Origin of the sequence: Kribbella sp. NPDC049227 (genome assembly GCF_043197265.1) — a bacterium.
Classification (GTDB): domain Bacteria; phylum Actinomycetota; class Actinomycetes; order Propionibacteriales; family Kribbellaceae; genus Kribbella.
On record NZ_JBICST010000004.1, the window covers coordinates 540,224 to 559,731 of the forward strand.

Annotated in this window: 19 protein-coding genes; 12 read left to right on the forward strand and 7 right to left on the reverse strand. The window is 69.3% G+C overall.

The genetic code is table 11. The features are described from left to right. Positions 1-156 precede the first annotated feature (156 nt). From ACGFH6_RS20375 to ACGFH6_RS20405, 7 genes are all read left to right on the forward strand, one after another. Entirely contained in the window at positions 157-1,821 is a 1,665-nt protein-coding gene (locus ACGFH6_RS20375) for a protein kinase family protein (RefSeq protein ID WP_393385885.1), read from the forward strand. Continuing rightward, positions 1,818-2,513, forward strand: coding sequence for an RNA polymerase sigma factor SigM (gene sigM, locus ACGFH6_RS20380; RefSeq protein ID WP_393385888.1), 696 nt, complete (start codon positions 1,818-1,820; stop codon positions 2,511-2,513). The genes ACGFH6_RS20375 and sigM overlap by 4 nt, the downstream gene beginning before the upstream one ends. Positions 2,514-2,643: 130 nt before the next feature. Next, positions 2,644-3,408, forward strand: coding sequence for an anti-sigma factor family protein (locus ACGFH6_RS20385; RefSeq protein ID WP_393385890.1), 765 nt, complete (start codon positions 2,644-2,646; stop codon positions 3,406-3,408). Between the two features lie 108 nt (positions 3,409-3,516). Next, positions 3,517-4,503, forward strand: coding sequence for a thioredoxin-disulfide reductase (gene trxB, locus ACGFH6_RS20390; protein ID WP_393385893.1), 987 nt, complete (start codon positions 3,517-3,519; stop codon positions 4,501-4,503). A 29-nt stretch (positions 4,504-4,532) separates the two neighbouring features. Next, complete coding sequence (gene trxA, locus ACGFH6_RS20395) at positions 4,533-4,862, forward strand: thioredoxin (RefSeq protein ID WP_131363288.1); 330 nt, start codon at positions 4,533-4,535, stop codon at positions 4,860-4,862. A 43-nt stretch (positions 4,863-4,905) separates the two neighbouring features. Continuing rightward, on the forward strand, positions 4,906-6,042 hold the full coding sequence (locus tag ACGFH6_RS20400) for an N-acetylmuramoyl-L-alanine amidase (RefSeq protein WP_393385896.1): 1,137 nt from the start codon (positions 4,906-4,908) through the stop codon (positions 6,040-6,042). Positions 6,043-6,133: 91 nt separating this feature from the next. After that, a complete protein-coding gene (locus ACGFH6_RS20405; protein ID WP_393385899.1) occupies positions 6,134-6,484 on the forward strand; it encodes a VOC family protein in 351 nt (116 codons plus the stop codon). 45 nt (positions 6,485-6,529) lie between these two features. On the opposite strand, the gene ACGFH6_RS20410 is transcribed toward ACGFH6_RS20405, so the two are convergent. Continuing rightward, positions 6,530-8,680, reverse strand: a complete 2,151-nt coding sequence (locus ACGFH6_RS20410) for an MMPL family transporter (RefSeq protein ID WP_393385901.1) — start codon at positions 8,678-8,680, stop codon at positions 6,530-6,532. Positions 8,681-8,763: 83 nt separating this feature from the next. Here ACGFH6_RS20410 and ACGFH6_RS20415 point away from each other — a divergent pair, with 83 nt between their 5' ends. Then, a complete protein-coding gene (locus tag ACGFH6_RS20415) occupies positions 8,764-9,090 on the forward strand; it encodes a helix-turn-helix transcriptional regulator (protein ID WP_360438101.1) in 327 nt (108 codons plus the stop codon). Here ACGFH6_RS20415 and ACGFH6_RS20420 read toward each other — a convergent pair. The 4 genes from ACGFH6_RS20420 to ACGFH6_RS20435 form a co-directional block, all read right to left on the reverse strand. Then, positions 9,070-9,723 (reverse strand): permease prefix domain 1-containing protein, encoded by a 654-nt coding sequence (locus ACGFH6_RS20420; RefSeq protein ID WP_393385904.1) that lies wholly within the window; start codon positions 9,721-9,723, stop codon positions 9,070-9,072. The genes ACGFH6_RS20415 and ACGFH6_RS20420 overlap by 21 nt on opposite strands. Before the next feature lie 30 nt (positions 9,724-9,753). Continuing rightward, positions 9,754-10,146 carry a DUF2784 domain-containing protein gene (locus ACGFH6_RS20425; RefSeq protein WP_393385907.1) on the reverse strand — a complete coding sequence of 131 codons (393 nt, stop codon included), beginning with the start codon at positions 10,144-10,146 and terminating at the stop codon, positions 9,754-9,756. A 12-nt stretch (positions 10,147-10,158) separates the two neighbouring features. Further along, complete coding sequence (locus tag ACGFH6_RS20430; protein ID WP_393385909.1) at positions 10,159-10,815, reverse strand: GNAT family N-acetyltransferase; 657 nt, start codon at positions 10,813-10,815, stop codon at positions 10,159-10,161. An 85-nt stretch (positions 10,816-10,900) separates the two neighbouring features. Then, a complete protein-coding gene (locus ACGFH6_RS20435) occupies positions 10,901-11,089 on the reverse strand; it encodes a hypothetical protein (RefSeq protein ID WP_131363275.1) in 189 nt (62 codons plus the stop codon). A 197-nt stretch (positions 11,090-11,286) separates the two neighbouring features. Here ACGFH6_RS20435 and ACGFH6_RS20440 point away from each other — a divergent pair, with 197 nt between their 5' ends. The 4 genes from ACGFH6_RS20440 to ACGFH6_RS20455 all read left to right on the forward strand — a co-directional run bounded on the left by ACGFH6_RS20440 (position 11,287) and on the right by ACGFH6_RS20455 (position 14,915). After that, the gene (locus ACGFH6_RS20440) at positions 11,287-12,597 is read left to right on the forward strand and encodes a PLP-dependent aminotransferase family protein (RefSeq protein ID WP_393385912.1); all 1,311 of its coding nucleotides are present in this window, start codon (positions 11,287-11,289) and stop codon (positions 12,595-12,597) included. Positions 12,598-12,731: 134 nt separating this feature from the next. After that, entirely contained in the window at positions 12,732-13,682 is a 951-nt protein-coding gene (locus ACGFH6_RS20445; protein WP_393385914.1) for a D-alanine--D-alanine ligase, read from the forward strand. A 7-nt stretch (positions 13,683-13,689) separates the two neighbouring features. Continuing rightward, positions 13,690-14,565 carry an SURF1 family protein gene (locus ACGFH6_RS20450; RefSeq protein ID WP_393385917.1) on the forward strand — a complete coding sequence of 292 codons (876 nt, stop codon included), beginning with the start codon at positions 13,690-13,692 and terminating at the stop codon, positions 14,563-14,565. Next, positions 14,562-14,915, forward strand: coding sequence for a DUF3817 domain-containing protein (locus ACGFH6_RS20455; protein ID WP_360438077.1), 354 nt, complete (start codon positions 14,562-14,564; stop codon positions 14,913-14,915). The genes ACGFH6_RS20450 and ACGFH6_RS20455 overlap by 4 nt, the downstream gene beginning before the upstream one ends. A 2,504-nt stretch (positions 14,916-17,419) precedes the next feature. Here the strand turns inward: ACGFH6_RS20455 and ACGFH6_RS20460 are convergent. Further along, positions 17,420-18,376: a ParB/RepB/Spo0J family partition protein gene (locus tag ACGFH6_RS20460; protein ID WP_393385920.1), complete on the reverse strand. Its 957-nt coding sequence runs from the start codon at positions 18,374-18,376 to the stop codon at positions 17,420-17,422. A 144-nt stretch (positions 18,377-18,520) separates the two neighbouring features. Next, positions 18,521-19,456 (reverse strand): ParA family protein, encoded by a 936-nt coding sequence (locus ACGFH6_RS20465; protein ID WP_393385923.1) that lies wholly within the window; start codon positions 19,454-19,456, stop codon positions 18,521-18,523. Positions 19,457-19,508 lie beyond the last annotated feature (52 nt).

Genomic DNA, 19,508 nt, shown 5'->3' on the forward strand with positions numbered 1-19,508 from the left:
GATGGCTTGTGCACTCGTGCACCACTTGAGGGATCAGGGGGGCACTACGATGGGGCTGCGGTCAGGCCGCCAGCTGATCGTGACCGGGTCCCCGCCGACCGGATCCGGGGCGCCAGACGCAGGCCGACCAGTGCATCGAGGAGGGCGAGAGACACCGTGTCGAACCAGACCGTCAGTCCTGGTGCCCTGCTTGCCGGCCGGTACCGGATCGCCGAGCTACTCGCGGAGATCGACGGTGCACGGGTGTGGCGGGCAGTGGACGAGGTACTCAGTCGGGCAGTCGTCGTGGACATCCTGCCGGTCGGCGACCCGAGGACCAACCTGCTCTTCGATGCCGCCCGGCGCGCGGCCGCCGCGGCCGATCCCCGCTTCCTCCGCGTGCTCGACTGCGACATGCACGACGGTGTCACGTACTGCGTCCGCGAGTGGGCGGGCGGCCGTCCACTGGAGCGGATGCTCGCGACCGGCCCGCTGACCGGTCAACAGGCCGGCTGGCTCGCGCGCGAGGTGTCCGAAGCGCTGGAGAACCTGCACCGCACGGGCCTGTCCCACGGCTCGATCAGCCCGTCGACCGTCGTGGTCACCGACGCGGGCGCGATCAAGGTCGTCGGACTCGCGACCGAGGCGGCGCTGCGGTCCACCGGCCCGGGTTCGCCCGAGCACGACATCCATGCGCTCGGTGAGCTGCTCTACGCCTCCCTGACCGGCCGTTGGCCCGGTCCCGGCCCGGCCTGGGGGATGCAGCCGGCGCCGTTCGAGCACGGCCGTCTCCTCAGTCCCCGCCAGGTGCGAGCCGGCGTACCGCGCTCCCTGGACGACATCTGCGACCGGCTGCTGAGCAACCCGCCGCGGCACCACACTCCGCCGATCACCAGCGCCGCCGGCCTGTCCGCCGCGCTGTCCGGTGTCGTCGGCAGTTCGCACGAGCCGCCGAACCAGATGGACGAGACCGTTCAGGTCGCCCGGCAGAACGGCAGCATCGACGACGCCACCCAGGTGGTGCCGCAGACGACGCCGCCCGCGCTCGACCCGGCACCGCCGGCGTACCAGAGCAGCAACGGGCACGAGACGCACTCGGCGTACTCGACCGCTGCCGAGACCCGGCCGATGCGGCGGCAGCCACCGCCACCGCCACCGTCGAACGGGAACGGCCGACGCCGGCCCGACGACCCGAAGCCGAAGCAGAAGGGCTCGTGGGGCGGCCGGATCCTGATCCTGCTCGCCATCCTCGCGCTGCTGTCGGTGGTCGCGATGGCGCAGTTCCTGCTCAAGGGCGCGATGAACAACGACCAGGACGACGGCACCGACAGCGGCGCCAGCAAGCCGCCGGCCACGAGTACGACGCCGTCCGCGACCGGTGGCCCGGCCAAGATCGTCAGCGCGAAGGACTTCGACCCGCCGCCGGACGGCAACGGCAACGAGCATCCGGACGACGTCGACAAGTCCTTCGACGGCAAGCAGGACACGAGCTGGACCACGATGTCGTACAAGAACAAGCCGAACTTCGGTGGCCAGAAGGAGGGCGTCGGGATCATCTACGACCTCGGCGAGCCGACGGCCGTGTCGAAGGTGCTGGTCGCGCTCAAGGGCGACAAGACCAGCCTGGAGCTGATGGTGCCGAAGGGTGACACGAGCAAGTCGCCGACCACGGTCAGCGGCTGGACGTCCGTCGCCACCGAGGAGGACCAGCCCGAGGGGACGACGACCCTGACTCCGTCGGCGCCGACCCAGACGCAGTACGTTCTGGTGTGGCTGACGAAGATCCCGAAGGACGGCAGCGGGTACCGGGGCGAGATCTCAGAGGTCACAATCCAGAAATGACACCCGAGATCAGTCGGATCGGGCCGCCCGAACCCGTCGGCCAGCCGGCCGCACCGGCTGGACCGGTCAGCTACGACCAGCTGGACGACCACGAGCTGCTCCGGCTGCACGTCGCGGGCAACCCGGACGCGTTCGGGTACCTCGTGCGGCGGCACCGGGACCGGATGTGGGCGGTCGCGATCCGCACCCTGGGTGAGCCGGAGGAGGCCGCCGACGCGCTGCAGGAGGCGTTCATCTCGGCGTTCCGCCGGGCCGACTCGTTCCGCGGTGACGCCAAGGTGACCACCTGGCTGCACCGGATCGTGGTGAACGCCTGCCTGGACCGGATCCGTCGCCGTCAGGTCCGTGCCGCCGACCCGCTGCCGGAGGACGAGGACCGCGCGGCCGAGTTGGCCGGCCCGGCCGAGGACGACCCGGCCGAGGTCCGCGAACGCCGGCTCGACGTACTGAACGCGCTCAAGCAGATCAACTCCGACCAGCGCAGTGCCCTCGTCCTGGTCGACATGGAGGGCTACTCGATCGAGGAGGCCGCCGCGATCCTGGGCTGCGCGCCCGGCACGGTGAAGTCCCGCTGTGCCCGTGGACGGGCCCGGCTGCTGCCACTGCTCAGACACTGGCAGACCACTCGAGCCGGTTCCGAGGCGCCCGACGTACCGGCGAAAACTGCTGCCGAAGCGGTGGGAACCGAATGAGCGGGTACACCGTCGAAGCGGAGTCGCCTCGTTCTGGCGACTACGCTGCCCGATGCCTCGACCGGAGCACTTCAGCCATGAGCACACCGCGCCCGATCCTGGGCACCTCCCGTGAGGAGGCGAGTTCCCGATGACCGATTCCGGTCTTCCGACCAGTGAGCACCTCGAGCACCTGGACACGGACACCATCGCCGACCTGATCGAGAACCTGCTACCCGCACCCGAGGCCCACCGGGCTCGTGAACATGTGAAGGCGTGTCCGGACTGCCAGCAGACCTTCGACGCGCTGCTGGAACTGTCCGCGGATCTGGCCGACGAGGGCCGGACGGACATCCCGATGCCGGCCGACGTCGCCGAGCACCTCGACGCCGTGATCGTCTCGGAGTCGATGATGCGCTCGTCGACGATCGGCGTGCACTCGCTCGCGCAGATCCGCGAGGAGCCTCGTCGGCACCTCCCTAAGCTGCTCGGTGCCGCCGCGGCCGTTGTGGTCGTCGCGGCGATCGGCGTCGGTGTGGTCTTCGCCATCAAGGACAACGCGCCCGCGAACACGGCCGATACAACCCCGACGACCGCGCTGCCGACCGGTGCGCCGACGCTGTCCACCACGGATGTCGGCCCGGACGCGCAGCGTTGGATGGAGAACTCCGGTGGCACGCTGCTGAACGGCTCGGCGGACGAACTGGCCTGCGCGAAGAACTTCGCGGCCGGCCGGCCGAACCCGCAGCTCCGGCTGGTGCAGCCCGCCAAGGTCGACGACAAGCGCGCCACGGTGATCGGTCTGCAGGGCGGGTCGGCCCAGGACATCCAGGTCTTCGTGGTGACCGGATGTAGCGAATCCGGGGGCGTCGCCGACCCCTTCTACGACACCACGGTGACGCTGCGCAACCGCTGAGACGGCGATGCGGCACCACGGCCCGGCGATGGGTACCGTGGGAATGGTCGGCCTCTAGGATCCGTTGAGTACGACGTACAAGTCTCGACGACACGAGGAAACGCCTGCATGAGCGACTCCGCAGTTCGCAACGTCATCATCGTCGGCTCCGGTCCGGCCGGTTACACGGCCGCCGTGTACGCCGCACGCGCCCGCCTGGAACCGCTCGTGTTCGAGGGCTCTGTCACGGCCGGTGGCGCACTGATGAACACCACCGACGTCGAGAACTACCCAGGCTTCTCGCAGGGCATCATGGGTCCCGCGCTGATGGACGAGATGCGCCAGCAGGCCGAGCGCTTCGGCGCCGAGCTGGTCGCGGACGACATCGTCTCGGTCGACCTGACCGGCGAGATCAAGGTGGTCACCGACTCCGCGGGCACCGAGCACCGGGCCAAGGCCGTCATCCTGGCCATGGGCTCCGGCTACCGCAAGCTGGGCCTGCCGGACGAGGACCGGATGTCCGGCCACGGCGTGTCCTGGTGTGCGACCTGTGACGGGTTCTTCTTCCGCGAGCACGAGATCGCCGTCGTCGGTGGCGGCGACTCCGCGGTCGAGGAGGCCACCTTCCTGACCCGGTTCGGCAAGAAGGTCACGCTGGTGCACCGCCGCGGCGAGCTGCGCGCGTCGAAGATCATGGCCGACCGGGCGTTCGCGAACGACAAGATCGACTTCGCCTGGAACTCCGAGGTCGCGGCGATCCACGGCGACGACAAGCTGACCGGCGTCACCCTGCGGGACACCGTGACCGGTGAGACCCGGGAGCTGCCGGTGACCGGCCTGTTCATCGCCATCGGGCACGACCCGCGCTCGGAGCTGGTGAAGGGTCAGGTGCACCTGGACGAGGACGGCTACGTCCTGGTCCGGGAAGGCAGCACCGAGACCAACCTGCCGGGCGTCTTCGCCGCCGGTGACCTGGTCGACCACACCTACCGGCAGGCGATCACCGCCGCTGGCACGGGCTGTGCCGCCGCCCTGGACGCCGAGCGCTTCCTGGCCACCTTGGAGCACGAGGCGACGGCCGCGGCTGCCGCGGCCACCGAGCCTGTCTCCGTCTGAACCTCACAACCACTGAAGGAGTTACGCCCGTGGGCGAGAAGATGAACGCCGTCACCGACGCCGAGTTCGACCAGACCGTGCTGAAGAGCGACAAGCCGGTGCTGGTGGACTTCTGGGCCGAGTGGTGCGGTCCGTGCCGCCAGGTCTCCCCGATCCTGGAGGAGCTGGCGCAGGACCACAGCGACAAGCTCACCTTCCTGAAGATGAACGTCGACGAGAACCCGGTCACCCCGAGCAACTACCGTGTTACGGGTATCCCTACCATCAACGTCTACGTGAACGGTGAGCTGGCCAAGTCCATCGTCGGCGCCAAGCCGAAGGCGGCGCTGCTGAAGGAGCTGGCCGACTTCACCTCCTGAAACAAGGTAGGACCCCGTCCGCCACGGCAAGGAGCAGTTTCTGATGACAGTGTCACCGTCTGGCCCCCACGGCGTGTACCGGATCGGCGACAGCGGTGAGGCGGTCGCCGAGATCATCGGCAAGCTCCAGCGGTTAGGACTGCTCACGGGCGGTCACGACGTCTACGACGAAGCGACCGCCCACGCCGTTCGGGGCTTCCAGCAGCAACGGGGCCTGATGATCGACGGGGTTGTCGGCCCGCAGACGTACCGGGCGATCGACGACGCACGCTGGCGGCTGGGCGACCGGCTGCTGACGTACGTCGTCTCGCACCCGCTCACCGGTGACGACGTACTGGCGCTGCAGGCGAAACTGCAAGAGCTCGGCTTCGCGGTCGCCCGGATCGACGGGATCTTCGGACCGGACACCCAGCGCGCGGTGACAGACTTCCAGCGCAACATGGGCCTGCCGGGTGACGGCACGTGTGGACCATCGACGTTCAAGGCCTTGCAGCGGATCAAGCCGATGGCGACGGGTGGCCGACCGGATGCGTTGCGCGCTTCCGAGGCTGTTCGCGCCGCCGGCCCGCGGCTGTCCGGCAAAACCGTGGTGATCGATGCCGGTCACGGCGGTTTCGACTACGGCTGGGAGGGCTACGGCCTGCGCGAGTCGGACGTCGCGTACGACCTGGCCTCCCGGATCGAGGGTCGCCTGGGTGCGACCGGCGTACGGGCGTACCTGTCCCGGGGACGGGACCAGGGGCCGGACGAGTTGGCCCGGGCCGCGTTCGCGAACGAGACGGACGCCAACCTGTGCGTGTCGCTGCACACCGACGGGTCGATGAACCCGGAGGCCCAGGGCGTGGCGACGTACTACTACGGCAACGATCTGCACGGCGCCTCGTCGAGCGTCGGTGAGCAGTTCGCCGGGCTGGTGCAGCGCGAGATCGTCGCCCGTACCGACCTGCTGAACTGCCGCACCCACGCCAAGACCTGGGATCTGCTGCGGCGCACCAAGATGCCGGCGGTCCGCCTCGAGATCGGCTACGTGACCAACCCACACGACTCCGCGCGCCTGGCCGACCCGGCCTTCCGCGACGTGATCGCCGAGGCCATCGTGGTCGCCATCCAGCGTGTGTACCTCCCGCCGGAGCAGGACGCCGCTACCGGCATGCTCCGTTTCGGCCAGCTGACGGTCTAGTCGATTCCGGGATGTGTCGTTCGTCATCTGAATGAGCGCTACTCGCCCGGCGATCACGCCGGGTGGGACGTCATTCAGTTGGGAGGGGCTCATGGCACATCCAGTCGTCCACACCGAGATCCGATCGGCGGACCCGGACGCGACACGTCAGTTCTTCGCGGACCTGTTCGGGTGGAAGATCGCGTCCGAGGGCGGGTTCCCGGGCTATACGTTCATCGACACCGGCACACCGGAGGGTCCGTACGTCGCGATCAGTCCGCGGCAGGGCGCCGAGGACGAGGTGCTGTTCTTCGTGGCCGTCGAGGACGTGGCGGACACACTCGCGCGCGCCGAGAAGCTGGGCGGCAGTGTCGTCCAGCCGCTGCAGCAGGTGCCCGGCACCAGCTTCGCTGTGTTCGCCGACGCCCAGGGCCACAAGATCGGAGTGGCCGCCAGCGAATGATCGCCCGAGGCGGGCCGCGCAGGGGGCGGCCCGCCTCGAATCGGCTCAGTCCTTCTCGAGGGCGATCTTCGGGAGCACTCGGTCGAGTCCGCGCGGCAGCCACCAGGCGCGATCGCCGAACAGCCGCAAGATGGCCGGGACAAGGACGCATCGGATCAGCACCGCGTCCAGCAGTACCGCGGTCGCCAGCCCGAGCCCGAACTGCTTCAGCATGCGGTCCGGGCTGAGCAGGAACGCACCGAACACCACGATCATGATCGCGGCCGCCGCGGTGATCACGCTGCCGGTGTTGGCCAGCCCTTCGCGGACTGCCTCGTTCGCATCCTTGGTACGCCGCCACTCCTCATGGATCCGGGACACCAGGAACACCTCGTAGTCCATCGACAACCCGAACACGATCGCGAAGATCATGACCGGCACGAACGCCTCGATCGGACCCGGCTGCGCACCAAACCAGCCCTGCTGGAAGACCAGTGTGATGACGCCGAGCGAGGCACCGATGCTGAGCAGGTTCAGCACCGCGGCCTTCAGCGGGATCAGCACGGACCGGAACACCGCCATCAGCAGCAGCGCCGACAGTCCAACCACGACCAGCACGAAGATCGGCAGCCGATTGCTGACCGCGGACGCGAAGTCGTCGGCCGCCGCGGTGGCGCCACCTACGAGGTACGTCGCCCCGGTCTGCGACTCGAGCGCCGGCAGAGTGTCGGTCCGCAACCGCTCGACCAGGTCACTGGTCGCTGCGTCCTGCGGTGCAGACTTCGGGAACGCCAGTACGGTCGCGACCTTGCCGTCGGGCGTCAACTGCGGTGGCGTGACCGCGGCGATGTTCGGATCGGCGGCCAGCGTACGGCCGAGCGCCTGAGTTGCAGCCTGGTCGCCTTCGGACACGACTACCAGCGGACCGTTGAACCCGGGCCCGAATCCCTGTGCCAGCAGGTCGTACGCCTTCCGGCTGGTCTTGGCCGGATCGTCCGTCCCGGCATCCGCGAACCCAAGCCGCATGTCCAGCGCCGGCAATGACAACGCGACCAACGCGACAGTCCCGAGCACGAGCGGCACCCACGGCCCACGCTGCACTGCGGCTGCCAGCTTCCGCCATCCGTCTCCCGGCGTACGGCGCTTCTTCGCGGCATGCTTGCGGACACTCCGCTCGATGCGCTTCCCGAACAGCGTCAGCAGAGCCGGCAACAGACTCACCGCGGCGAGCATCGTCATCAGCACCGTGAGGGTGACACCGAGCGCGACGCCTTGCAGCGAACCAAGCCCCAAGGCGAGCAGGCCCAGCAGTGCGATCACCACGGTGCAGCCGGCGAACATCACCGAACGGCCGGCGGTGTCCAGGGCAACGATCGACGCGGTCGCGCGGTCGGTCCCGTCCTTCAGCAACTCATGGCGGTAACGGGAGAAGATCAGCAACGCGTAGTCGATGCCGACACCGAGCCCGACCAGGATCATCACCGGTGCGGTGTAGTCGGGCACGGTGAACAAGTGCGACGCCAGCACCAACAGCCCTAGCGTGCTGCCGACCGCGAACAAGGCCGTCAGCAACGGCAGAGTTGCCGCAAGCAACGATCCGAAGAGGAACACCAGGATCACCAGCGCGGCCAGGATGCCGGCGCCCTCGGACGCACCACCCGCACTCTCCGCCGCCGACCGCGCCAGGTCGCCACCGACCTCAATCGTCAGACCGGGGACCCTGAACTGCTGAGCTTTCTCGATGATCGCGCGGACGTCCTCGATCGGCATGTCCGCCACGGCGACATCCAGACTCACCGTCGAGTACGCCGTACGACCGTCTGGTGAGAGTGATCCGGGAGCAGTGAACGGGTCGGCCACCGACGCCACGTGCGGGAGCCCGCCGACGGCCGCCAGCATCGAGAGGACTCGCGGCTTCTCCGGCCGGAGCCCGCCGTCGGCGTGCATGACGATCTGCACCGAGGCGGTCTCACCCTGCGGCTGGTGCTCGCGGAAGATGTCGGTCACCCGCTGGGAGTCGGTCCCGGGGAGCGAGTTGTCGTTCTTGTAGCTGTCGCCGACCACCGTCGACGCGGCGGTCACCGCGACGAGGGCGACCACCCAGAGCAGCAGGGCGAGTCCGGCGTGCCGCATCGACCACCCGGACACCCGGTGCAGCAATCCGGGCCGTCCACCGTCCTTCCGGGGCGGGCGTCGTACTGGGGTGTCCACGGTCATCGCCGGGCCTCCTCACATCCTGATAAGTAGATTGGCTACATGTTGTCTCTCGACAGTAGCAGGCATATGAGTAGACTGGCTACATGAAGGCGGATGCGCTGCGTGGGCACCTTGACCCGATGATCCTGGCGGTCGTCGAGTCCGAACCGCTGCACGGCTACGCGATCATGGAGGCCCTGCTGGAGCGCAGCGGCGGCGAGCTCGACCTGCCCACCGGCACGCTGTACCCCGCGCTGCGGCGGCTGGAGCGGGCCGGCTACCTGGCCAGCGAGTGGAGCACGGTCGGCGGCCGGAAGCGGCGGACGTACCAGCTCACCTCGGCCGGCCAGAAGATGCTTGCCTCAGGCAAGCAGGAGTGGCTGACCTTCCGGGCTGTGGTGGAAGGCGTCCTACGCCCTGGCCAGGCGTAGGCAACGGCCGGCCTGAAGACCGACGAACGCCAGCGGCAGAACGACGAACGCCCCGACCACGCCGAACGCGGGAAGGTCGGGCGTGCGACCGCCGGTCGCCGACATCGCGACACCGATCAGGCTGATGACGACGGCGTTGACCAGCGCGAAGACTGCCGTCACGCGAGTGACGTGCTGGCGGACGAGTGCGTGGCGCAGGCCGATACCGGCCGCGATGACGGCCAGCACCGCACCGGCGATCGCGAACATGCCGACGGTCCGAACGAACGACTGCAGGAACTCGTTCACCGGGTTCGGCGTCGCCGGGTCCTGGTTCCAGCTCCACACGCCTTCCTGCCAGACGATCGGCTGGATGATCAGCGCCAGGAACAGCAGCATCGCGGTCCGCCGGCTCTGGCTGACCGCGAGATCGGCGCGGTAGCCGGGGACGACGTCTGACAACTCGCCGAAGTCGGCCACCGCCTCGCGCTCGGCCTCGTCCCGGTCGAGACCGTCGGCCTCGAAGGCCTCGGTCGCGTCGACCAGGTGGTCCCGTGCCTCGGCGAGCAGGTCGGCCTTCCGCCTGCGCGGGCCGGGCAGCGCCTTGCCGAGTGCGGTCAGGTACGCGTCAACCGGCGTACTGGTGCTGGACACGTCTTCCAGTATGGGGATGCCGGGACCCGATCACGTCCGGGGTCCCACTGACTCTCCCCTGAGCTTGGTCCTCCGCCGGTGCCGCAGGACGAAGAAGCCGATGTACGAGATGATCACCAGGGCGAATCCGACCTTCTCCGCGACCGGTGTCTGGCCTTCCGGCCACAGCGTGCCGTTGAGGTAGTGATTGATGTATCCCGCCTCGTACGGCGTCACGCCGCCCTTGCGCAGGAAGAACTTCTCCGCCCCGGTGAAAGGGCAGTCGTAGTCGATGACCACGATCGCCACGCTCCACACCACGATGGCCAGGTGCGCCCAGATCACCCTGGGCCACTTCCAGGCCAGGAATCCGCCGAGGACGAAGAAGAGCAGGAAGGCGGCGTGCAGCACGAACATCACGTCCGCGAGGAAGCGCCAGATCATCGCGATCCCGCCTCAGGAGCTCGGCGTACGAGTGAGGGCGTCCCGGACGGTCACCGGCTTCGGTGGCGAGTGCTCAGGCCGGATCGCGCCCATCAGCCGCTCCACCGCGGCCTCCATCTCGCTTCGCCATGTCACCGCTGAGCGCAGATCCAGCCGCAGCCTGGGGTTCCGCGGGTGCTCGCGGACGACAGCGAACCCCACCGCGCGGAGGAACTCGGTCGGCCAGACACATCCCGGCCCGTCCCAGCGGGAGTCGCCGAACGCCTCGACGGCACGGAACCCGCGCTTGAGCACGTCCTTCGCCACCGCCTGGACCAGGATCTTGCCCAGTCCGAGGCCGAGGTAGCGCGGCAGGATCCGCCCGGTCGCGAGGACGACGGCGTCCGGGCTCACCGGCGCGGTCGGGAACGCCTGGATCCTCGGCAGGTACGTCGCCGGGGCGTACACCGCGAATCCGGCCGGCTCGTCGTCGACGTACAAGACGACGCCGGCGGTGCCCCAGTCGAGCAGCAACTGCGACAGCCACGCCTCCTTCTCGAGGCCGGTGTCGCCGTTGCGGTCGGCTTGCTTGGCGGCGACCGGGTCGAGCTCCCAGAACACACAGTCACGGCACGGCACCGGCAGCTCGCCGAGATTGGCGAGCGTCAGCGGTTCCAGCCGTCGGGCCATCAGCGCGTCCGGTCCGCGGTGCCCGGTGTCCGGTAGGGCGGCGTACTGCCTGTTAGGTTCGTCACTTTGGCTATCACCCTGCGGTTCACCGGGCCGCCGGGGCCGGAGTGGGAGCCGCTGCCCGCACGTCCGGGGTCTCGGTCGCCTCCGGGGCGACGTACCGTTGCTGCACCTTGGCGGCCGGTTGCCGCCGGAAGAGCTCGCCGGCGAAACCGGCCAGCACACCCAGTAGCAGTCCACCGAGCGTCCACCCGGCAGCCTTGCCCACGCTCATCCCAGATTCCTGCCTTCCGCTCCACCTCTCAGGCCGCACCCACCCCGGACTGTCTCAGCAGCCAGTCCGCGGCATGGTCGGAACCTGCCCCTATAAGGCATGGTAGTGAGAGGTCACGCCGTTCCACAGCCCAGGCGCGCTCGGGATGGTCCGGCGTAATCTGGTGACTTCCCCCTCGATCACCGTGGAGTGGCTCTGTGAGTGCTGACGTGCCTGATGTCCGGCAGACCCGTCTCGACAACTACGTCGACCGGTACGCAGCACGGACCAAGGGCATGACCGCATCCGAGATCCGGGCACTGTTCTCGGTCGCCAGCAGGCCCGAGGTGGTCTCGCTGGCCGGCGGCATGCCGAACATCGCAGGACTCCCCCTCGACGTGGTCGGCGGCGCGGTCCGCGACCTGGTGAGCGACAACGGCGCGGTGGCGATGCAGTACGGCTCCGGCCAGGGCGATCCGGTCCTGCGGGACCAGATCTGCGACATGATGCGGCTGGAGGGGATCGACGCCCACCCGGACGACGTCGTCGTGACGGTCGGGAGCCAGCAGGCCGTCGACCTGGTCACGCGCGTGTTCTGCGACCCGGGTGACGTGGTGATCTGCGAGGCACCGTCGTACGTCGGTGCCCTCGGCGTCTTCCGTGCGTACCAGTGCGAGGTCGTCCACGTCGCGATGGACGACGACGGCGTCGTACCGGAGGCGCTGGAGCAGGCGATCACGGCGGTGCGTGCGGCCGGCAAGCGGATCAAGTTCTTCTACACGATTCCGAACTTCCACAACCCGGCCGGTGTCTCGCTGTCCAACGAGCGGCGGGCGCGGGTGCTGGAGATCTGTCAGCGCGCTGACTTGCTGGTGCTGGAGGACAACCCGTACGGATTGCTCGGCTTCGACGGCGAGCCGCAGCGGGCGCTGCGCGCCGACGACCGCGAGGGCGTGATCTACCTCGGTTCGTTCTCGAAGACGTTCGCGCCGGGCTTCCGGGTCGGCTGGGCGGTCGCGCCGCACGCCGTACGCGAGAAACTGGTGCTGGCACAGGAATCCGCGACCCTGTGTCCACCGGTCTTCAGTCAGCTCGCGATCTCGTCGTACCTGACCCGGCACGACTGGCTCGGGCAGGTCAAGCAGTTCCGGGAGATGTACCGGGAGCGCCGCGACGCGATGCTGGCGGCGCTGACCGAAAAGATGCCTGCGGCAACGACCTGGACCAGGCCGGGCGGCGGGTTCTATGTCTGGCTGACCCTGCCGGACGGGCTGGACGCGAAGGCGATGCTGCCGCGCGCGGTCACGGCGCGGGTGGCGTACGTCCCCGGAACCGCCTTCTTCGCCGACGGTTTCGGGTCGCAGTGCATGCGGCTGTCGTACTGTCATCCGACGCCGGAGCGGATCACCGAAGGCGTCGGCCGGCTGGCCGCGGTGATCCACGAGGAGCTCGAACTCCGGCAGACGTTCGGCCCGCTGCCACCAGGCGCCGGGCACGGGTACGACGCCCCGGGTCCGGAGTTGAGCTGACGGCCACTGCGCAAAGGTTGCGCAATGGATCTGCGGGCGGCCGGGGGTCCTTGACGCGGTAGCGGTACCGTTCCAGTGGGCCTCGGGACCGGCGACCGTGCCGGAGTCGCCCACGAGTGATCGGGATATTTGTGATGAGTGATCTGGGTCGAGTGCTGGTACTGGCAGGCGGACTGTCACACGAGCGGGACGTCTCGCTCCGGTCCGGCCGACGGGTCGCCGACGCTCTGCGCAGCGTCGGCGTCGAGGTCGAGCAGCGCGACGTCGATGCAAGCCTGGTCGAACGGCTCCGCGACGATCCGCCGGACGCGGTCTTCCCCGTCCTGCACGGCGTCACGGGCGAGGACGGCGCGCTCCGCCAGGTCCTCGACCTGTACGGCGTTCCGTACGTCGGCGCCGACGCGGCGGCGTGCCGGACGGCCTTCGACAAGCCGGTGGCATCCACCATGGTCGGCGCCGCCGGGCTGCAAACGCCCTCGTCCGTGGTCCTTGGGCACGAGACGTTCCGCGAGCTGGGCGCCGCCGCGCTGATGGAGGCGGTGATCCACCAGATCGGGTTGCCGCTGGTGGTGAAGCCGGCCCGAGGCGGTTCGGCGCTCGGTGCGTCCATCGTGCGGTCGGCCGAGGAGCTGCCGTCGGCGATGGTGAACTGCTACGCCTACGGGCCGGTCGCGCTGATCGAGCAGTACATCGACGGGACCGAGATCGCCGTGACCGTGGTCGACACGGGCGACGGGCCACGCGCCTTGCCTGCGGTGGAGATCCGGCCGGACTCCGGGTTCTACGACTACGAAGCCCGCTACACCGCCGGCGCGACGCAGTTCGTCGTACCGGCTCAGCTGGGTGACGGCGTCGCGGCCGCTTGCGCTTCGGCCGCGGTCACGGCTCATGAGGCGTTGGGCTTGCGGGATCTGTCGCGGTCGGACCTGGTGGTGGACGCTTCGGGCGTGCCGTGGTTCCTCGAGGTCAACGTCGCTCCGGGGATGACGGAGACGTCACTGGTGCCGCTGGCGGCCGAGGCTGCGGGCGTCGAGCTGGGTGTGCTGTGCCGCGACCTGCTGGCTGCGGCCGCGGCTCGTTGTTGAGGTCCTGATGGACGGACGGCCGCTGTGGCGGACAGCACTGACGCCGCGGTGGTCCGGGTTGTTGCTTCTGGCATTGGCCATTGCCGCGGTGATGTCCATGCTGGGTGTTTGGCAGCTGGACGTGTACCGGTCGAAGACGGACGCGGCCACGGCCAAGCGGGCCGAGGGTGCGCCGGTCGCGTTGCAGTCGCTGTTCTCGATCGACGAAGGTCTGCCGTCGAAGGCTGTCGGCCGGCGCGTGACCGTGAGCGGTACCTGGGCGGCGGGTGCGGACCAGGTGTTCATCGCCGATCGGCGGCAGGGTGATCGGGACGGCTTCTGGGTCGCGAGCCCTTTGATGGTTGACGGTTCGGGTGCCGTGATGGTCATCCGGGGCTGGGTTGCCTCGGTCAACGATCCGGCCGCGGCGGCGCCCTCCGGGCCGGCGAAGCTGACGGGAACGGTGACGGCCTCGGAGGCTGAGGACTCGTCCGGCGACGCCGCCAAGGGGCGGGTGCTGTCGTCGCTGCGCATCCCGACGATCGTTCACATGGTCGACTACCGGTTGTACGACGCTTTCGTCATCCAGTCGTCGGTCGAGTCCGGCGACGTACCTTCCCCCGCGCCGGCCGTCGTACCGCCGCCTCCACCCCCGACCGACCACGCCGGGCTCCGGAACGTCGCGTACGCCTTCCAGTGGTGGATCTTCGCGGCCTTCACCTTGTGGATGTGGTGGCGCATGGTCATGGACGCACACCGGACCGACTCGGAGCCTGACGACTCCGGCGACGGCTCCGGCGACGGGACCGATGGCGGGTCCGGCGGTGAGCCTCGTGGTGAGCCCGGTGGTGAAGGTGACCGGGCCGGTGCGGCTGTGGAGTCGAGCGGTACCGTTTCAGCGTGACCTCACCAGCCGACCCCGCCACCTCCGCCACCCCGCAGCCACTCACGCCGGCCGTCCGCGGTGCACTCACCCGGTATCGCGTGATCGCCTACATCGTCGGTGTCATGCTGCTGGTGCTGCTGTTCGTCGCGATGCCGCTGAAGTACCTCGCCGACGACCCGAGCGCCATGGACGTCGTCGGCCCACTCCACGGCTTCCTGTACGTCATCTACCTCCTCGGCACCTTCGACCTCTTCCGCCGAGTCCGCTGGTCCCTCCCCCGCCTGATCCTGATGGCCCTAGCCGGCACCATCCCCTTCCTCTCCTTCTACGCCGAACGCAAAACCACCCACGAACTCCTGGGCCGCTAACCCCGCCATCCGCCCAGCCGCGCTCTCGTCACACCCCTCCACGAGCTCACTCACCCGCCCCGCGCCAACTGCGGATCCACCACGCACCCCCGACAACCGCCTCGCTCTCATAGCCAGGCTCCCGCGCTGAGGTTGGTGGCAGGTGGATCTGTGGTGGGGAGCGCCGAGGCCCCGAGGGCTGTTGAGGCCACCGGCCTGGCCAGTCCTCCACCTGCCTACCTCCTCCTGCGGCGATGAGGTGCTCCCCCGGAGCCTCTCTCACCCGCTCGCCACGACCTCATCGAAGCCGCCGGCGTGCGAATGTTTCACATGAAACATTCGCCGCAAGTCCCCAAGTAGCTTTGTCGACAAATCCCTGTGATCGACTCGGCAAAACCGCGCCCCACCAAACCCCCAGAATTCCTCCCCCAACGCGATCCTAGGCACCCTCACACACCAAGCCCGCCACGGCAGTCCGCTAAGAATCGCGCCCACAGAGGAGTCCAGCGATCCCGCACAGTCCCCGCCGACCCACGCGACCCGGCGACCACGCAGTCCGGCAACCCGGCCTCCGTCGGGACTCCACCTGGGCCAATCACGACCGACCAGTACGCCGCCGTTCGGCACACCCTGAGACGGCCAGACGAGCAGCCGCGGCCAGGCCGACAAGCCAGCGCGGGACGCATGTTTCATGTGAAACATCCGAGGGGCTTGGTAGCGCAGATCTCCCCAAGCGAGTTCGACGCCCTCCGCCAACCCCGGCGCCGGCACCCCCTAGGCAACTGCCGGTCCTGTCATCCCCGAGCCTCCGACCGTATCGAGACGCGGGCAGTGGCAGGGCTCAGACGGGCCTCGGTGAAGCGTCTCGCTGACCGCCGCCGTCCGCGAGGTCAACCCGTCGACCCAGCCACGACGTCGCCAGCTTGGGCCAGGACGGCTTCGGGCGACCTCCCGCGGTTCGGCTCGACCCGAAAGCGTCCGAATGAGCAGCCGCGGCCAGATCGGCCAGCGAGGACAGGTCGAATGAGGCGAGCGAGTACGGGTGGAGTGAGCCGAGCGAACTCCGACTTCCCCGCCGACCCCAGGCGCCGGTGCTCTCTGCAACTGCCCTCGTTCCCCGACCCGGGACCCGCCGGCGTCCGTCCGTACCGAAGGACGGGTAGTAGTCCCCCGGCTTGCAGCCAGTCCCGCTCCGAGGCGCCGCACTGGGCCGGCTTGGAACGACTACCACCCGTCCTTCGGTACATCCGAACGACCAACCAGCTCGCCTGATCGGCGGGAGACTGCCCCGAGGTGGGCTCGTGCCGCCGAGGAGTTGCTGGACCAAAGGAACGCCGGCATCGCCCGGCCGAGCTGGTCGAGAGCGCCGGCGTCGCCAGGCCAAGCAAGAGACGCTGGGCGGGACCGGGCGTCTAACCGGCCGGGGCTGCCCGGGGCTGCCCGGGGCCGGGTGAGGCCGTCCGGGCGGGTGCGGGTGGGATGGTCCTCGCGCAGCGCCGGCGTTGCCAGGCGAGCAGCCGGGCGGGACCGGGCGTCCAGCCAGCTGAGGCTGCCCGGCTGAGCCCGCCCGGGTGGTGCGCGCGGGTCCGGGTCGGGCGGTCCCCGCGCAGCGCCGACGTTGCCAGGCGAGCAGCCGGGCGGGACCGGGCGTCTAACCGGCCGAGGCTGCCCGGGCCCAGCCTGCTCGGGTGGTCCGTGCGGGTCCGGGTCGGGCGGTCCGTGCGGGTCCGGGCCGGGCAGTCCGCGCAGGGCCTGGGCAGCGGGTCGCCCAGAGGTCGGGTGTCCGGCTGCGCCGCCGGGCTGGGTGGGTGAACGGGTGGATGGATGTGCGCCGGAGCGGCTGCTCCCTCCGCTGGTCCGCCGAGTAGGCCGGAGGCCGAGACTGGGTGGTCCCGCGGGGGGTGCGCACGTGAGATGTGTGCGCGCAGGCCACGAGTCGCACTGGAGGAGCGGCAACCGCTCAGCGTGATCCGGTGCTGTCGGCTGCTCCGGTGCTGTCGGCTGCTCCGGGGCTCCGGTGCGTCGAGGGGAGGAGGCCTCCCCAACGTGTGAGGCGCGAGTCGGGCAGCCCGTGCGAGAAGCGTTGCCGGTCATGCGGGTGCGGTGGTTGGCCTGTCGGGGCGCCCAGGATGAGTCGGGACGCCTGGGGTGCATGGCCATGGTCTTGGGGTTGGCGTCGTGATTGTCAGCGACTGCCTGAGGCGCGTGCAGCAAAGGTCGTGCGTGGGTGGCGGAGTTGGGTGGTGCCGGCGCCGGGCGTACTGGTGTGGCTTGCGGGATCCGACTCGTCGGGGCCTACTCCTCGGGGCCGCCTCCTCCGGGCCTATTCCTCCGGGAGTGCTCGCGCGGGCGATGGCATCGGCAGGCGGGAGCGCGGTTGTGTCCGCGCAGGAGGCTGCCGGGGGAGGTCGGGGCCGTGGAGGCCGGGGTACTGCCCGCGAGGCTTGTGGTCCTACCGCGGAGCTAGTGGTTCTACCGCGAGGGGTGGCGCTGGCCGCGGAGGGTGGGAGTCCTGCTGGCCCGGGTTAGGGGTTGGGCTTGTTGGGGTCCATGAGGGTGACTATGCGTTCTAGGTCGTCCAGGGACGCGAACTCTACGGTGATCTTGCCCTTGGTTTTGCCGAGGTCCACCTTGACGCGGGTTTCGAAGCGGTCGGAGAGGCGGTCGGCCAGGTCGACGAGGCGGGGGGCGACCGGCTTGTTGCGGCGGCGCTGGGCTGGGGTGGCGTCGTCGGCGTTCATGTCGCCCAGGGCGACGATCTCCTCGACGGTGCGGACGGAGAGGCCTTCGGCGACGATCCGCTGGGCTAGGCGCTCGATCGCGTCGCCGCTGGGGAGGCCGAGCAGCGCGCGGGCGTGACCCGCGGACAGGACGCCGGCGGCCACGCGACGCTGTACGCCGGCCGGCAGTTTGAGCAGGCGCAGGGTGTTCGAGATCTGCGGGCGAGAGCGGCCGATCCGGGTGGCGAGGACTTCCTGGGTGCAACCGAAGTCGTCGAGCATCTGCTGGTACGCCGCTGCTTCCTCGAGCGGGTTCAGCTGGCTTCGGTGCAGGTTCTCCAGCAGCGCGTCCCGGAGCATCACGTCGTCCGAGGTGTCGCGGACGATGGCCGGGATCGTGGCGAGGCCGGCCTCCTGGGTCGCACGCCAGCGGCGCTCACCCATCACCAGCTCGTACTTGTCGTGCTCCAGTCGGCGAACGACGATCGGCTGCAGCAGCCCGATCTCCTTCACCGAGTGGACGAGCTCCTCCATCGCCTCCTCGTCGAAGACGCTGCGCGGCTGCTTCGGGTTCGGGGTGATCTTCGAGACCTCGATCTCGGCGAACTCGGCACCCGGCACCGCGGCGAGCTCCGACTCAGGCCGTGCGGCCGGCGGCGCTCCCGGAATCGAACTGGACTTGCTGCCGAGGGTGGTGGTGCTCCCAGGAGCCGGCGTGCTGGGGATCAGCGCACCAAGTCCGCGTCCGAGTCGGGTGTTCATCGCGCTCCCTCGAGTTCGACAACCTGCTGATGTCCTGCGGTCCTACCGAGCACCGTTTCACGTGAAACAGCCCGCCCAGGAATCCTGCTGGAGCAACCGTAACCGGTGTCCCAGTACGCCGGGCGGGCCAGGGCCGTCGACCGATCAGGTGTTGTTGCGCATGGCGATCTCACGGGAGGCCTCCAAGTAGGAGAGCGCTCCGGCGGACGCCGGGTCGTACGCGAGGACCGTCTGCCCGTGGCTCGGTGCCTCAGAGATCCGGACCGAGCGAGGTACGGCGGTCCGCAGTACGGCGTCACGGAAGTGACCCCGGACCTCCGCCGCGACTTCACCGGCCAGCTTGGTCCGGGCGTCGTACATCGTGAGGAGGATCGTGGAGACGTCGAGGCCCGGGTTCAGGTGCGACTTCACCATGTCGATGTGGCGGAGGAGCTGGGACAGACCCTCGAGCGCGTAGTACTCGCTCTGGATCGGGACCAGGACCTCGCGGGCGGCGGTCAGCGCGTTGACCGTCAGCAGGCCGAGCGACGGCGGGCAGTCGATGAAGACGTAGTCGTACTTCTCGCCCGCGGCCTCGGTCTCGGCCAGGTGCGCGTCGAGGGCGCGCTTCAGCCGGCTCTCCCTGGCCACGATGCTGACGAGTTCGATCTCGGCACCGGCCAGGTCGATGGTTGCCGGGATCACCATGATCCCGGGGTGCTCGGCGCAGGGCTGGAGCAGCTTCCCCAGGGATTCGCCCTCGATGACCGCCTCGTAGACACCCGGGGTGCCTTCCGAGTGATCGATGCCCAAAGCAGTCGAGGCATTGCCCTGCGGGTCGAGGTCGATGACCAGGATCCGCGCACCGTACAGCGCGAGGCCGGCGGCGACGTTCACGGTCGTCGTGGTCTTGCCGACGCCACCTTTCTGGTTGGCGACGACGAAGACCCGGGTCTCGGCAGGCAGCGGGAACTCGCGGCCCATAGTGCGTCCTTCATTCACCAGCAGGGTCCGTTCGGTGGCGGCGGCGATCGGAGTCTCGAGAAGTCGTCGCTGACGCTCGTCCGACGTGGCCCGCGCGGCGATCTGTGCGGCAGTCATAGCGCCCATTCCAATAGGTGCGGGACTTGGCCCGAAGAGGATGTCGGTAGGG

What these genes read in the sequence shown, in the direction of transcription:
- sigM (WP_393385888.1), top strand. Translation starts at nt 1,818, where the DNA reads ATGACACCCGAGATCAGTCGGATCGGGCCGCCCGAACCCGTCGGCCAG.
- ACGFH6_RS20385 (WP_393385890.1), top strand. Translation starts at nt 2,644, where the DNA reads ATGACCGATTCCGGTCTTCCGACCAGTGAGCACCTCGAGCACCTGGAC.
- trxB (WP_393385893.1), top strand. Translation starts at nt 3,517, where the DNA reads ATGAGCGACTCCGCAGTTCGCAACGTCATCATCGTCGGCTCCGGTCCG.
- ACGFH6_RS20400 (WP_393385896.1), top strand. Translation starts at nt 4,906, where the DNA reads ATGACAGTGTCACCGTCTGGCCCCCACGGCGTGTACCGGATCGGCGAC.
- ACGFH6_RS20405 (WP_393385899.1), top strand. Translation starts at nt 6,134, where the DNA reads ATGGCACATCCAGTCGTCCACACCGAGATCCGATCGGCGGACCCGGAC.
- ACGFH6_RS20410 (WP_393385901.1), bottom strand. Translation starts at nt 8,680, where the DNA reads ATGACCGTGGACACCCCAGTACGACGCCCGCCCCGGAAGGACGGTGGA.
- ACGFH6_RS20415 (WP_360438101.1), top strand. Translation starts at nt 8,764, where the DNA reads ATGAAGGCGGATGCGCTGCGTGGGCACCTTGACCCGATGATCCTGGCG.
- ACGFH6_RS20425 (WP_393385907.1), bottom strand. Translation starts at nt 10,146, where the DNA reads ATGATCTGGCGCTTCCTCGCGGACGTGATGTTCGTGCTGCACGCCGCC.
- ACGFH6_RS20430 (WP_393385909.1), bottom strand. Translation starts at nt 10,815, where the DNA reads ATGGCCCGACGGCTGGAACCGCTGACGCTCGCCAATCTCGGCGAGCTG.
- ACGFH6_RS20435 (WP_131363275.1), bottom strand. Translation starts at nt 11,089, where the DNA reads ATGAGCGTGGGCAAGGCTGCCGGGTGGACGCTCGGTGGACTGCTACTG.
- ACGFH6_RS20445 (WP_393385914.1), top strand. Translation starts at nt 12,732, where the DNA reads ATGAGTGATCTGGGTCGAGTGCTGGTACTGGCAGGCGGACTGTCACAC.
- ACGFH6_RS20450 (WP_393385917.1), top strand. Translation starts at nt 13,690, where the DNA reads ATGGACGGACGGCCGCTGTGGCGGACAGCACTGACGCCGCGGTGGTCC.
- ACGFH6_RS20460 (WP_393385920.1), bottom strand. Translation starts at nt 18,376, where the DNA reads ATGAACACCCGACTCGGACGCGGACTTGGTGCGCTGATCCCCAGCACG.
- ACGFH6_RS20465 (WP_393385923.1), bottom strand. Translation starts at nt 19,456, where the DNA reads ATGACTGCCGCACAGATCGCCGCGCGGGCCACGTCGGACGAGCGTCAG.